Raw genomic sequence first — 13,074 nt, 5'->3', positions numbered from 1 at the left:
CTGGAGACGCGTCCCGCGGCGGCCGCGGGACGCCCGTCCATCGTGCTAGAGTCGCACCCGTTCATCGATTGAACGGGTCCTTGCATTGATCGATCCCCCGCCCTCCGACAACGAACTCGACTTGGCGCTGTTGCGCCAGCTGGAAACCCGGACGGACGGCAACCAGCGTGACTTGGCCAAGCGATTGGGCGTGAGCGTCGGGAAGATCAACTTCTGCCTGCGCGCAGTGATCGACCGCGGCTGGGTCAAGGTCAATAACTTCCGGCGGGCCGACAACAAGCTGGCCTATGCCTACCTGCTGACGCCGAGCGGCGCCAGTGCCAAGATGCGCATGGCGCGCAACTTCCTTGCGATCAAGGAGAGGGAGTTCGAGGCGCTGCAGCAGGAGATCGAGGTCCTTCGGCATGAGGTCTCGGAAAGCGACGGCGATCGCTCGGCATAAGAGAAGAAGCAGGATCAGGGATGCACACCGTCACCATCAGCAGCGGGAAGTCGTTTGAAGTCCAGGCGGGAGAAGCACTGCTCGACGCCGCGTTGCGCCAGGGCGTGGTGCTCGACTACAGCTGCCGCACTGGCCGCTGCAGCTCCTGCAAGGGCCGCGTGCGCTCGGGCGAGACGGCGGCGCTGCACGACGAACTCGGCCTGAGCGCGGAGGACCGCGCCCACGGCTTCATCCTCACCTGCGTGCGGCGCGCGCTCGGTCCGGTCGAGCTCGAGATCGACGACCTGGGCGACGTCGTGCTGCCCGAGGCGAAGACCCTGCCCTGTCGCATCCAGGCCATCGACCGGCTCGCGCCGGACGTGGTCCGCGTCCTGCTGCGACTGCCGCCGACCGCCGCGCTCGACTTCCTGCCCGGCCAGTACCTCGACGTCATCGGCGCCGAGGGGCTCCGCCGCAGCTACTCGGTGGCCAACGCGCCGCGCGCTGACAAGCAGGTCGAACTGCACATCCGCGAGGTCGCAGGCGGCGCCATGAGCCGCTACTGGTTCGAACAGGCCAAACCCAACGACCTGCTGCGCCTGCGCGGTCCGCTCGGCACCTTCTTCCTGCGCGGCCAGACCGGCAAGGACCTGGTGCTGCTGGCGACCGGCACCGGCATCGCGCCGGTCAAGGCAATCCTGGAAGGCCTGTCGGCGCTGTCCGCCGACGCCCACCCGCGCAGCGTGACCGTCTACTGGGGCGGCCGCAAGGCCGAAGACCTGTACTGGCAGGCGCCGGCCTATCCGGACCTGCCCGCGTTCCGCTTCATTCCCGTGCTGTCGCGCGCGTCCGACGACTGGACCGGCGAGCGCGGCCATGTGCAGGACGCGATGCTGCGCGATCACGCCTACCTGGCCGACACGCTGGTCTATGCCTGCGGCTCGGACGCCATGATCCACGGCGCCCAGGCCAAGCTCCACGCCGCCGGCCTTCCGGACCGGCAGTTCCATTCCGATGCCTTTGTGTGCTCGGCCGCGACCTGAGCGTCGACCCATCGATCTCACGATCCCTTCAGATCCCATAGGACCTTTCCATGAAAGCAGTGATCCTGGCCGGTGGCCTCGGAACGCGACTGAGCGAAGAGACCTCCACGCGGCCAAAGCCGATGGTCGAGATCGGCGGCAAGCCGATCCTGTGGCACATCCTCAAGATGTACTCGCACCACGGCGTGAACGACTTCGTGATCTGCTGCGGCTACAAGGGCTACGTGATCAAGGAGTATTTCGCCAACTACTTCCTGCACACGTCCGACGTCACCTTCGACATGCGCAACAACCGCATGGAAGTGCATCACAAGCGCGCCGAGCCCTGGAACGTCACGCTGGTGGACACCGGCGATGAATCGATGACCGGCGGCCGCCTGCGCCGCGTGGCCGATTACGTGCGCGACGAAGAGGCCTTCTGCTTCACCTACGGCGACGGCGTCGGCGACATCGACATCTCCGCCACCATCGACTTCCACAAGCGCCATGGCAAGGCCGCGACGTTGACGGCCACCTTCCCGCCGGGCCGCTTCGGCGCGCTCGACATCCGGGACCGCCAGGTCATGAGCTTCAAGGAAAAGCCCAAGGGCGACGGCGCCATGATCAACGGCGGCTTCTTCGTGCTGACGCCGCGCGTCCTCGACTATCTCGAGGACGACGCCACCGTCTGGGAGCAGCAGCCGCTGCAGGGCCTGGCCGCCGACGGTCAGTTGATGGCCTACGAGCATCACGGCTTCTGGCAGCCGATGGACACGCTGCGCGACAAGCACCTGCTCGAAGAGCTGTGGGCGTCGGGCAAGGCACCCTGGAAGAGCTGGACATGAGCCTCGCGCAGACCGACCCGGCGTTCTGGCAGGGTAAGCGCGTCCTGCTGACCGGCCACACCGGCTTCAAGGGCAGCTGGCTGAGCCTGTGGCTTCAGTCCATGGGCGCGACACTGCGCGGCCTGTCGCTCGAGCCCCCGACCGAGCCTGCGCTGTTCGACGTCGCGCGCGTGGCCGAGGGCATGGAGCACCGCATCGCCGACATCCGCGACTTCGCCGCGGTGAAGGCGCAGGTGGATGAGTTCAAGCCTGAGATCGTCATCCACATGGCGGCTCAACCGCTGGTGCGCCTCTCTTACAACGAGCCTGTGGAGACCTACGCGACCAACGTGATGGGCACGGTGCACGTGCTCGAGGCAGCGCGCCACGCCGGCTCGGTCAAGGCCATCGTCAACATCACGACGGACAAGTGCTACGAGAACCGCGAGTGGGTCTGGGGCTATCGTGAAGACGAGCCCATGGGCGGCCACGATCCCTACTCCAACAGCAAGGGCTGCGCGGAACTGGTGAGTTCGGCCTACCGGAAGTCATTCCTGAAGGACGCTGGCATCGCGATGGCGACGGCCCGCGCGGGCAACGTCATCGGCGGCGGCGACTGGGCGCTGGACCGGCTGATCCCCGACATCCTGCGCGCGTTGCAGGACAAGGAGTCGGTGCTGATCCGCAACCCCCACGCGATCCGCCCGTGGCAGCACGTGCTGGAGCCGCTGTCGGGTTACCTGCTGCTGGCCGAGCGCCTGTACACGCAAGGCCAGGCCGACGCCGAAGGCTGGAATTTCGGTCCGCGCGACGAGGACGCCCGTCCCGTGCAGTGGATCGTCGAGCACCTGTGCGAGTCCTGGGGCGACGGCGCCTCCTGGACCCTGCAGCCGGGGAACCATCCCCACGAGGCCAGCTTCCTGAAGCTGGACATCTCCAAGGCGCGGCAGCGCCTGCAATGGGCCCCGCGCTGGTCGCTCGAGACCACGCTGACCCGTATCACCGACTGGCATCACGCCTGGCTTGACGGCCAGGACATGCGTGCCGTCTGCCTGAACCAAATCTCTCAATACCGAGCCGACGCATGACCACTCCCATCAATTTCCAGCCGCAGCTCGACAAGCTCCGTAGCCAGATCAGCGAGCTGGTCCAGCAGTACGCCGACATCGCGTACGCCCCCAAGCCCTTCGTCCCCGGCCAGACCCAGGTCCCGGTCTCCGGCAAGGTCATCGGCGCGGGCGAGCTCAAGATGATGGTGGACGCCTCCCTGGACGGCTGGCTGACCACGGGCCGCTTCAACGCCATGTTCGAACAGCGCCTGGCGCAGTTCCTGGGCGTGAAGTACCTGATCACGGTGAACTCCGGCTCGTCGGCCAACCTTGTGGCGTTCTCGGCGCTGACCAGCCCGAAGCTGGGCGACCGTGCGATCAAGCCGGGCGATGAAGTCATCGGCGTGGCCGCCGGCTTCCCGACGACCGTGAACCCGATCGTGCAGTTCGGTGCGGTGCCGGTGTTCGTCGACGTCGACCTGGCGACGCACAACATCGACGCCTCGAAGATCGAAGCGGCCATCTCGCCCAAGACCAAGGCCATCATGCTGGCCCACAGCCTGGGCAACCCGTTCAACCTTGAAGTGGTCACCGCGCTGTGCAAGAAGCACGACCTGTGGCTGGTCGAAGACTGCTGCGACGCGCTCGGCGCGACCTACAACGGTCAGATGGTCGGCACCTTCGGCGACATCGGCACGCTGAGCTTCTACCCGGCGCACCACATCACGATGGGCGAAGGCGGCGCGGTGTTCACCAACAACGCCGAGCTGAAGCTGATCGCCGAGTCCTTCCGCGACTGGGGCCGCGACTGCTACTGCCCGCCCGGCAAGGACAACACCTGCGACAAGCGCTTCTGCTGGACCAAGGAACAGCTGGGAGGCGACCTGCCGGACGGCTACGACCACAAGTACACCTACAGCCACCTCGGCTACAACCTGAAGATCTCCGACATGCAGGCCGCCTGCGCGCTGGCGCAGATGGACCGGGTCGAGGAGTTCATCGCCAAGCGTCGCGCCAACTTCGCCTACCTGAAGGCCAAGCTGGCGAGCGTCGCCGAGTTCCTGCACCTGCCCGAAGCGACGCCGAATTCCGAGCCGTCGTGGTTCGGCTTCCCGCTGATCGTGAAGGACGCCGCCGGCGTGAAGCGCGCGGACCTGATCAACTTCCTGGAAGAGAACAAGATCGCCACGCGCCTGCTGTTCGCCGGCAACCTGACGAAGCAGCCCTACATGGCCGGTCGCAACTACCGCGTCAGCGGCGCGCTGACCAACACCGACGTGGTGATGAACCAGACCTTCTGGCTGGGCACCTTCCCGGCGCTCGGCGAAGAGCAACTGGACTACATCGCCGGCAAGCTGGAAGAGTTCTTCGGAGTGAACTTCTGATGTCTCCCCTCGCGTCCCCCCGCGCGGAGTCCGGCGCCGAACGCAAGTTCGCGCCGGCCCGCATGCGCCGCACCGTGCTCGAGATGGCCTACGCCGGCTCGACGGTGCACATCGCCTGCGCGTTCTCGATCATCGAGCTGGTGACGGTCCTGTACCGCGACCATCTGCGATACCCGGGCAACGATCCGCGCGCCGAGGGGCGCGACTACCTGGTCCTGAGCAAGGGCCACGGCGTGATGGCGCAGTACGCCTGCATGCGCGAACTGGGCTGGCTGCAGGATTCGCACGTCCAGGGCTACTTCAAGGACGGCAGCGACCTGAAGGGCCTGTCGGATTCGCGCGTGCCCGGCCTGGAAGTGACGTCGGGATCGCTGGGGCACGGCTTCTCGGTCGGCGTCGGCATCGCGATGGGCCTGCAGCGCAAGGTCACGGACCAGAAGGTCTACGCCATCGTCGGCGACGGCGAGCTCAACGAGGGGCCGATCTGGGAAGGCGCGCTGGTCGCGGCGCACCACCGGATGGACAACCTCATGCTGATCGTCGACAAGAACGGTTTCCAGGCGATGGGCACCACGGACGACGTGCTGGCGCTGGGCGACCTGTCGGCCAAGTTCGCGAGCTTCGGTTTCGAGACCCTGGAGGTCGACGGGCACGACGAGGCCGCCGTCGACGCGGCGATCCGCGGGCTCTGGGCGACCGGCGCGGGCAAGCCCAAGGCGCTGATTGCGCGCACGGTCAAGGGCAAGGGCGTGCCGTTCATGGAATCGGACAACCGCTGGCACTACACGCGCCTGAACGCGCAGACCTTCGCCGAGGCCGTCGACGCCCTCGGCCTTCCCGGAGCATCGACGTGAGAGACGCCTTTTCGAACTCACTGGTCCGGCTGGCGCTCGCCGACCCGAAGGTGCTGCTGCTGACCGGCGACCACGGCTATGCCCTGTTCGACGAGTTCCGTAAGCGTTGCCCGGACCAATACATCAACGCCGGCATCGCCGAACAGAACATGGTGGGCATGGCCGCGGGCCTGGCGCGCGTGGGCTTCCGGCCGTTCGTCTACGGCCTGGCCGCCTTCGTGCCGATCCGCACGGTGGAACAGATCAAGCTCGACATCGCCCATGACGACCTGCCGGTCGTCCTGCTCGGCGACGGCGCCGGCTTCGTCTACAGCCACCTGGGCACCAGCCACCAGTCGACCGAGGACATCGCCTGCACCCGCGCGATCCCGGGCCTGACCGTGCTGTCGCCGTCCGACCGCTTTGAGATGACCGCGAGCATGGACTACGCCTACGCCGCGAACGGCCCGGTGTATCTGCGCATGGGCAAGTCCGACCGCGGTGACGTGCATGCGGCGCCGATCGCCACGCTGCGCGCCGGCGGACTGGTGAAGGTCCGCGCGGGCCGAGCCGACCGTCCCGGACTGATCGCCACCGGCTCGATGGTGCGCGCCGCCGCGGACATCGCGGCGGACCTGGACCTCGCGGTCTGGAGCGCGCCCGTTATCAAGCCGCTGCTGGTCGAGGATGTGTGCGCCGCCGCGCGCGCCACAAGCGGACTGGTGACGCTGGAAGAGCACTCGGTGTTGGGTGGTCTGGGCGCCGCGGTGACGGAGATCACCAGCGAGCACCAGCCCACGCGCGTGCTGCGCATCGGCGTGCCGGACCGGTTCTCGGAGCACTGCGGCACGCATGCCTACCTGCTGCGCGAGCATGGCCTGGATGCCGACAGTGTCCGCGCCCGCATAGACGCCTTCGTACGCAAGACGTCGACTGCCTCGTGAGCGCTTCCTCCTCCTTCCTGCAGTCACTGCCCGAGGACGATCTCGATCACGTCTTCGCGCAACTGCCCGACGACGTCTGGCGCAGCCTGGCAGGCAGGCGAATCTTCCTCACCGGGGGTACGGGGTTTGTCGGCAAATGGCTGCTCGCTTCCTTGTCGGCGGCCAATAGCCGGTTCGGCCTGGAGGTGCGCGCCACGGTGTTGAGCCGCGATCCTGACGCTTTCCGCGTCGTGGCCCCCCAACTGGCCGATGCTGCGGGCATCGACTGGTTGCGCGGCGACGTGCGCGATTTCCCGATGCCGGAGGGAACATTCGACACCGTGATCCACGCCGCCACCGACGTCGTGGCCAAGGCGACACCGGAGGATATCTTCGACACGTGCATCTCCGGCACGCGCCGAGTGCTGGACTTCGCGGCTAGGGCCGGAACGCGAGACTTCCTGTTAGTCAGTTCGGGCGCGGTCTACGGTCGGCAACCAGCGGACTTGGCCGGCGTGCCGGAGAGTTATCCCGGCGCGCCCGATCCGCTGCTTCCCGGTTCAGCCTACGGCGAAGGCAAGCGCGCCTCGGAGTGGCTGTGTACCGCCGCAGGTGCGCGTCTCGGACTAAAGGTGCGCTCGGCGCGCTGCTTCGCCTTCGTGGGTCCCTACCTGCCGCTGGACAAGCACTTCGCCATCGGCAACTTCATGGGCGCGGCCCTGGACGGTCGGGAGATTGTCATCCAAGGCGACGGCACGCCGGTGCGTAGCTACCTGCATGCCGCCGATATGGCGGCGTGGCTGTGGGCAGTGCTGCTGAAGGGACGCCCCGGCGCGGCGTACAACGTCGGCGCTGACGCGGCGATCTCGATCGGCGAGCTCGCGCACCGCGTCTCCACGGTGATGGGCGTGCCCGCCCGAGTGCGCATCGTCGGCACGCCCGACCCCACCAGACCGGCCGAACGCTACGTGCCGGATCACCGGCTGGCTCGCGAAGAACTCGGACTGGCGGCGCCGATCGTGCTCGACGAGGCGATCGCACGGACCGCGCGCTGGCATCGCCGCGGAGTGTCGCCATGAGCGGCAGCGCCAGTCTGCAGATCGTCCTGCTGTCCCGGGACCGTCCCGACTACCTGCGAGAAGCCTTGCGCTCGGCGCTGTCGCAGAAGGGCGATCGCATCGAGGTCATCGTGTCGGACAACTCCGAGCGCGAAGACGTCGCTCGCATGCTGGCCGCAGAATTCCCCCATGTGCACTGCATCCGCCGCACGCCGCCGCTGGCCGCGTTCGACCATTTCCGCACGGTGATCGAGGGCGCGACCGCGGATCTGGTCGTCATGTTTCACGACGACGACGTACTGCTGGAGGGCTACGCACGCACTTTGCGCGATCGCCTGGAAGCCGACCCGTCGCTCGCGGCCGTCTGCTGCAACGCCGCGATCCTGCGCGGCGCGCAGGTCACCGACGAGTGGTTCGCGCCAGGCGAGGTCGATCTGACGCTGCGCGCGCCGGAAGACCTGCTGCGCGCGTATTTTTCGTTGTCGTTGAAGGGCCCGGCACCTTTCCCCGGCTACATGTACCGGCGCAGCGCCATCCAGGGCCTCTTCCTCGATCCGGGCCACGGCGGCAAGTACTCGGACGTGTCCTTCCTGCTGAAAGTGCTCCGGCGCGGCGCCCTGCTCTGGCTGGCGACGCCGTTGATGCGTTACCGGATCCACGGTCAGAACGACAGCGGTACCGAGGCGGTCGGCCAGCGACTGAGATTGCTGCGCTACGTCTACGGCTCGACCGGGGTCAATCGCCGTTCGCCGTTGATCACGCAATACCGCTACCGCTACTGGATGAGTTGGTGGCGCGGCAGCGCCGCGACGGCGGCTGACCAACCCTGGCGCAGACGGGTGGTGCGGCGCTTCTTGGTGGCTCGCACCGCCACCTACGCGCTGACCCGTGCGACGCTGTGGCAACGCTCGCTGTCCAAGCTGGGCCGGATGGTGCGGCAGCGATTGCATCGCCCCGCGGCCTGAGGACCCGACATGCTGATCACCCTGGTCGGGCGTCTGATCCAGTTCGCGCTGATGTTCGCGAGCGTGCGCATCATGACCCAGCTGCTGTCACCGTCGGACATGGGCCGCGTGGCGCTGCTCACCACCGCGACCTCCCTTTTCGCGCTCTTCCTGGTGAATCCGGTCGGCATGTTCTTCAACCGCCGGCTGCATCCGTGGGTGAACGACGGCGTCGCGCGGTCCCGCTTCCATCTGTTCGCGGTCTACCTGCTGGCGGTGGCCATGCTGGCCGCTTGCGGCCTGTGGCTGGGCGACCGGCTGGGCGTGGACCTGGGCGGCGTCTCGCTGGGATGGGCGATGGTGCTGGTGTGCGGCTCCCTGTGCTTCAACACCGCCGTGCAGACGCTGGTGCCGTCGCTGAACATGGTGGGCCGTCCACGGCCGTTCATCGTGCTCACCCTGGCTTGCCTGGTGGTGGGCCTGGGAGCGTCGATCGCCCTCAACCGCTGGGGCGGGGCCAGCGCGGAACACTGGCTCGCCGGCACCTTGCTGGCACAGGCGCTGTTCTCGGTCGTCGCATATGCCGTGTTCTTCGGAAAGTCGACGCCCGAGGCGCCCCGACCCGCGCCGCTGGACGCGGTCAAACTGCGGCAGATGGCTGACTTCTGCTGGCCCATCGCCATCGCGGTGCTGCTGCAGTGGGCCCACATGCAGGGCTATCGCTTCCTGCTGGCCGACGAGTTCGGCCTGGCCCGGCTGGGCTTGTATGCAGCGGGCTACGGGCTCGCGGCCTCGCTGATGTCGGCGGCGGAGACGATCCTGACGACCTGGTTCCAGCCGCAGTTCTACCGCGATGTGAGCGCCGAATCCGCCGAGCGTCGCAACCGCGCTTGGTCCGAGTACGCCCGGGTCATGATTCCGGCCTCGCTGCTCGCGGTAACTGCGCTGATCGCCGCCGCGCCCAGCCTGCCGCGCGTGATGCTGGGGCCGTCCTTCCACGACGCCGGCGAATATGTGATGCTCGGCGCCCTGGCGGAATGGGCGCGGATGATGGTCGGCATGATCAGCTTGAACGCCCATCGGCACATGTCTACACGCGCGCTGATCCTGCCCAACGTCCTCGGCGCTGCGGCCACATACGCAGCGTTCTACGCGCTGCTCCCGCTGCTTGGGATGCTGGCCGCACCGCTCGCCGTGTTTCTCGGCGGTATGACGATCGTGGCCTACCTTTACCGGATCACGTTTGCCAACGATGCGCATGCGCGCATCGATTTCCGCGCCCTGCTTGCCAGGATCGCCGCCCTTGCTGCAATCTCGGCCGTCTTCGCCGGCGTCCAGACGTGGCTGTTAGACCTGGACCGCCGCGGCCTGCCGCTGACCGCCTGCTTGGCCGTCGGCGCCGCCTGGGGCCTGCTGGCCTGGCGCCTGCTGAAACCCTCCGTCATGAACCGAAACCGTCACCCATGAAGATCCTCCTCGTTTGCATGGAGCATGACTACGGCGATCCGGCTCGCGGCCGCTCGTACGAGTACTTCAACTTCTACGACAGCCTGCGCGCAAGCCATGAAGTCGAGCTCTTCGACTACATGCAGAACCTGAAGGCGCACGGCCGTGACCGCATGAACCGGATGCTGGTCGAGACGGCCGCCGCAGGCGGCTTCGACGTGGCGGTCTTCTCGCCGTACACGGATCAGCTGGATCCCGCTGCGGTGGATGCGGTGCGCGGGCATACGCGCACGCTGTGCTTCTTCCACGACGACAACTGGCGCCAGGACTTCGTGCGCGCCTGGGCGCCGCATTTCGACTTCTTCACCTCGTCCGATTACGAGTGCAGGAACAAGTACATAAAGGCAGGCCTGCCTCACGTGATCCACTTTCCCTTCGGAGCCAACGAGCGCCTGTACAAGCCGCTGGGACTGGCGAAACGACATGACGTGTCCTTCGTCGGCGGCTGGAACCCCGCACGCGAATGGTTGATCCGGCGTTTGCGCAAGGCTGGCGTCGAGGTCGCGGTCGCCGGCTTCGGCTGGCCCGGCGGCATCATCGAGCACGACGCGATGGTGCGCATGTTCAACGAGACCCGCATTAACCTGAACCTCACCAACTCGCGCTGCTGGGACCTGCGCATGCTGGCCTCGCAACCGATCAACGGCTTGCGCCAACTGCGCAGCAAGAAGACCGCCGAGCAGATCAAGGCACGGCACTTCGAGATCAACGCCTGCGGCGCCTTCCAGCTCTCCTACTACGTCGAGGGCCTGGAACGCGCATTCCGGATCGGCGAGGAGATCGCGGTGTACGTGGATGCGGACGAGATGATCGACAAGGTGCGTTACTACCTGGCCGATGACGAACTCCGCGAACGGGTCGCGGCGGCCGGCTATCGGCGCACGGTGGAGGAGCACACTTTTGCACAGCGCTTCGAGGGCGTGTTCGCGCGGATGGGCGCGTCCGAGGGCCGGGGACTTGCGGCATGAGCGCGCTGCCCGATCACGCGGTTTTCATCGACCCGTCCAGCGACGACTTCCTAGGCGACCGTCTGTTCGACGTGTCCAACGCGGCCTTGAATCGCGACGGGACGCTGCTGCCCTTTGCGCGGCTGCGCGACCACCTGACGACACGCGGCGTGCCGGTACACACCGCGGATCGGCTGCGAGACGGCAGCGTCCGTGCGCGGACCCACCACTACTGGTCGCTGGGTCTGTTGGACGGACACCGTTCGCTGATCGGGCGTGCGGACGTGCGCCTGCGTGGCTTCATCCTGCTCGAGCCGCCGCTCGTGGCGCCGTGGATGTACCGGGCGCTGCCTGAGCTGACCCGCGCCTTCGAGCAGGTCTTCCTCCACAACACCGACGGCGACGGTTACGACCTGACCGGCGTACCGCGACAACGCTTGGCCAAGCTGCATTGGCCGCAGCCTTACGCCGACGTGCAGGAGCCGCACTGGTCGCGCACCGATCGCCAGAACCGGCTGGTGGTGATCGCCGGATTGCACAACCCGCGACGCAGGCGACCAGAGTTTTACAGCCGACGCATCGAGGCGGTTGGTGCGCTGGAGCCGCTGGGGGCCGTCGACCTGTACGGTCGCGGCTGGGAGCGTTGGTGGACGCGGCAAGCCGCGTCGCCGGCCTACTGGCGCCACCGCAGCGCGATACGCTCGACCTATCGTGGTAGTTGCGCGTCGAAGATGGACACCCTGAGCCAGTACAGGTTCAGCCTGTGCTTCGAGAACATGCCGATGCTCGGTTACGTTACCGAGAAGATTTTCGACTGCCTTTACGCCGGCACGGTGCCGGTGTACCTCGGCGCGCAGGACATCTCGACGCAGATCCCGCCTGAGGCCTACGTCGACATGCGCGACTTCGGTAGCAACGACTACGCGGCGATGTGGGCCCGCGTGTCGGCGATGACCGACACCGAATGGCAGCTTCGCCGCGATGCCGGGCGCGATTTCCTGCGCACCGCCGGCAAGACGCTGTATCACGACAGCCTGGTCAACATGATCGCGACCTCGGTCGACGATCTACCGGCAGCGGGTCACCAGGACTGAAAATGGGCCTATTGCGCTTCCTGCTTGCACTGAGCGTCGCATGGACGCATGCCGGCTTGCCGAAGGGCTTGTCCGGCGATCTGTGCGTCACCGTCTTCTTTGCGATCTCGGGCTTCTACATGGCCATGGTACTGGCGGAGAAGCGCGCCTATGGCGACGTGCGGACGTTCTACCAACAGCGGCTGCTACGTCTGTTCCCGACCTATTGGGCCCTGCTGGCCCTGTCGGTACTGCTCGGCATCTGGCTGCCCTCGCACGGCTGGCGATTCGCGCTCGAGTTGGAATTCCCCGCCGACCATCCCTGGCTGTTCCTGGGCTGGATCCTGTCGCAGGCGCTGATCCTGGGCCAGGACGTGCTGCTCTTCTTCGGGCTCGACGCGCAGGGGATGCTCGCGTTCCGCCCGTCCGAGGCCGCGCCGGACACCGCCCTGACGTCGCTGAACATCATTCCCCCGGCCTGGTCGCTGTCATTGGAACTGATGTTCTATCTCGTCGTCCCGTTCCTTGCGCGCTGGTCCACGCGCCGGCTCGCGGTCCTGATGGTGGCGAGCATCGCCCTCCGCCTGGTGCTCGCCTTCGGAGCCGGCCTTGTGCAGGACCCTTGGGCGACGCGTTTCTTCCCCTCGGAGCTCTCGTTCTTCCTGCTGGGCATGCTGGCTTTCCGCTGGGTCTGCGCGTCGGACGCGCTACCTCTGTCGACGGGCGGCCTGCTCTATCTGGGCGCGGTCGCGGCAGCGGTCGCCAGCCTCGCAGCCAACGGCTTCGGCCATGTGAACGCCAAGCTGCTCAGTCCCGCGGCGGCAGCGACCTTCTTGCTCACCGCGGCGATCCCCTGGCTGTTCCGGCTCACGCGAACCACTCGCTGGGACCGTGCCATCGGCGAGTACTCCTACCCGCTGTATCTCTGCCACGTGTTCGTGTTCCAGCTCTTCGCCCTGGTCATGGCACCGGGCGCGAGCCGGAATGCGGCGATGATCGTGGCGGCCATCGGGATGGCCGTGCTGCTCACGCACCTCATCGACAAACCGGTGGATCGCTATCGACATCGCCTGATGAAGGCAAGCTGAC

Annotated in this window: 13 protein-coding genes; all 13 read left to right on the top strand. The window is 67.0% G+C overall.

Annotation, left to right across the window (positions count from 1 at the left end; all coding sequences use genetic code 11):
• The first annotated feature begins 121 nt into the window (after positions 1 to 121).
• Genes AC07O8_RS10755 through AC07O8_RS10695 form a run of 13 tightly spaced genes read left to right on the top strand, consistent with a single transcriptional unit; the run spans position 122 to position 13,073 of the window.
• Positions 122 to 442 carry a MarR family EPS-associated transcriptional regulator gene (locus AC07O8_RS10755; protein WP_495047999.1) on the top strand — a complete coding sequence of 107 codons (321 nt, stop codon included), beginning with the start codon at positions 122 to 124 and terminating at the stop codon, positions 440 to 442.
• Positions 443 to 462: 20 nt separating this feature from the next.
• Positions 463 to 1,464 (top strand): FAD-binding oxidoreductase, encoded by a 1,002-nt coding sequence (locus AC07O8_RS10750; RefSeq protein ID WP_495047998.1) that lies wholly within the window; start codon positions 463 to 465, stop codon positions 1,462 to 1,464.
• 50 nt (positions 1,465 to 1,514) lie between these two features.
• On the top strand, positions 1,515 to 2,288 hold the full coding sequence (rfbF, locus tag AC07O8_RS10745) for a glucose-1-phosphate cytidylyltransferase (RefSeq protein WP_495047997.1): 774 nt from the start codon (positions 1,515 to 1,517) through the stop codon (positions 2,286 to 2,288).
• The gene (gene rfbG / locus AC07O8_RS10740) at positions 2,279 to 3,355 is read left to right on the top strand and encodes a CDP-glucose 4,6-dehydratase (protein WP_495048135.1); all 1,077 of its coding nucleotides are present in this window, start codon (positions 2,279 to 2,281) and stop codon (positions 3,353 to 3,355) included. The genes rfbF and rfbG overlap by 10 nt, the downstream gene beginning before the upstream one ends.
• Positions 3,352 to 4,701, top strand: a complete 1,350-nt coding sequence (gene rfbH / locus AC07O8_RS10735) for a lipopolysaccharide biosynthesis protein RfbH (RefSeq protein WP_495047996.1) — start codon at positions 3,352 to 3,354, stop codon at positions 4,699 to 4,701. Before rfbG ends, rfbH begins: the two co-directional genes overlap by 4 nt.
• A complete protein-coding gene (locus AC07O8_RS10730; protein WP_495047995.1) occupies positions 4,701 to 5,555 on the top strand; it encodes a transketolase in 855 nt (284 codons plus the stop codon). The genes rfbH and AC07O8_RS10730 overlap by 1 nt, the downstream gene beginning before the upstream one ends.
• Complete coding sequence (locus AC07O8_RS10725; RefSeq protein ID WP_495047994.1) at positions 5,552 to 6,478, top strand: transketolase family protein; 927 nt, start codon at positions 5,552 to 5,554, stop codon at positions 6,476 to 6,478. The genes AC07O8_RS10730 and AC07O8_RS10725 overlap by 4 nt, the downstream gene beginning before the upstream one ends.
• Complete coding sequence (locus tag AC07O8_RS10720) at positions 6,475 to 7,536, top strand: NAD-dependent epimerase/dehydratase family protein (protein WP_495047993.1); 1,062 nt, start codon at positions 6,475 to 6,477, stop codon at positions 7,534 to 7,536. Before AC07O8_RS10725 ends, AC07O8_RS10720 begins: the two co-directional genes overlap by 4 nt.
• Positions 7,533 to 8,480, top strand: coding sequence for a glycosyltransferase family 2 protein (locus tag AC07O8_RS10715; protein ID WP_495047992.1), 948 nt, complete (start codon positions 7,533 to 7,535; stop codon positions 8,478 to 8,480). Before AC07O8_RS10720 ends, AC07O8_RS10715 begins: the two co-directional genes overlap by 4 nt.
• Positions 8,481 to 8,489: 9 nt before the next feature.
• Complete coding sequence (locus AC07O8_RS10710) at positions 8,490 to 9,926, top strand: lipopolysaccharide biosynthesis protein (RefSeq protein WP_495047991.1); 1,437 nt, start codon at positions 8,490 to 8,492, stop codon at positions 9,924 to 9,926.
• Complete coding sequence (locus AC07O8_RS10705) at positions 9,923 to 10,933, top strand: CgeB family protein (RefSeq protein WP_495047990.1); 1,011 nt, start codon at positions 9,923 to 9,925, stop codon at positions 10,931 to 10,933. Before AC07O8_RS10710 ends, AC07O8_RS10705 begins: the two co-directional genes overlap by 4 nt.
• The gene (locus tag AC07O8_RS10700; protein ID WP_495047989.1) at positions 10,930 to 12,006 is read left to right on the top strand and encodes a glycosyltransferase family 10 domain-containing protein; all 1,077 of its coding nucleotides are present in this window, start codon (positions 10,930 to 10,932) and stop codon (positions 12,004 to 12,006) included. Before AC07O8_RS10705 ends, AC07O8_RS10700 begins: the two co-directional genes overlap by 4 nt.
• Positions 12,007 to 12,008: 2 nt before the next feature.
• Positions 12,009 to 13,073 carry an acyltransferase family protein gene (locus AC07O8_RS10695; protein WP_495047988.1) on the top strand — a complete coding sequence of 355 codons (1,065 nt, stop codon included), beginning with the start codon at positions 12,009 to 12,011 and terminating at the stop codon, positions 13,071 to 13,073.
• Position 13,074 lies beyond the last annotated feature (1 nt).

The sequence above is a fragment of the Roseateles sp. GW821-FHT09G09 genome, assembly GCF_059415965.1.
This window is presented reverse-complemented; position numbering and strand designations above follow the sequence as displayed.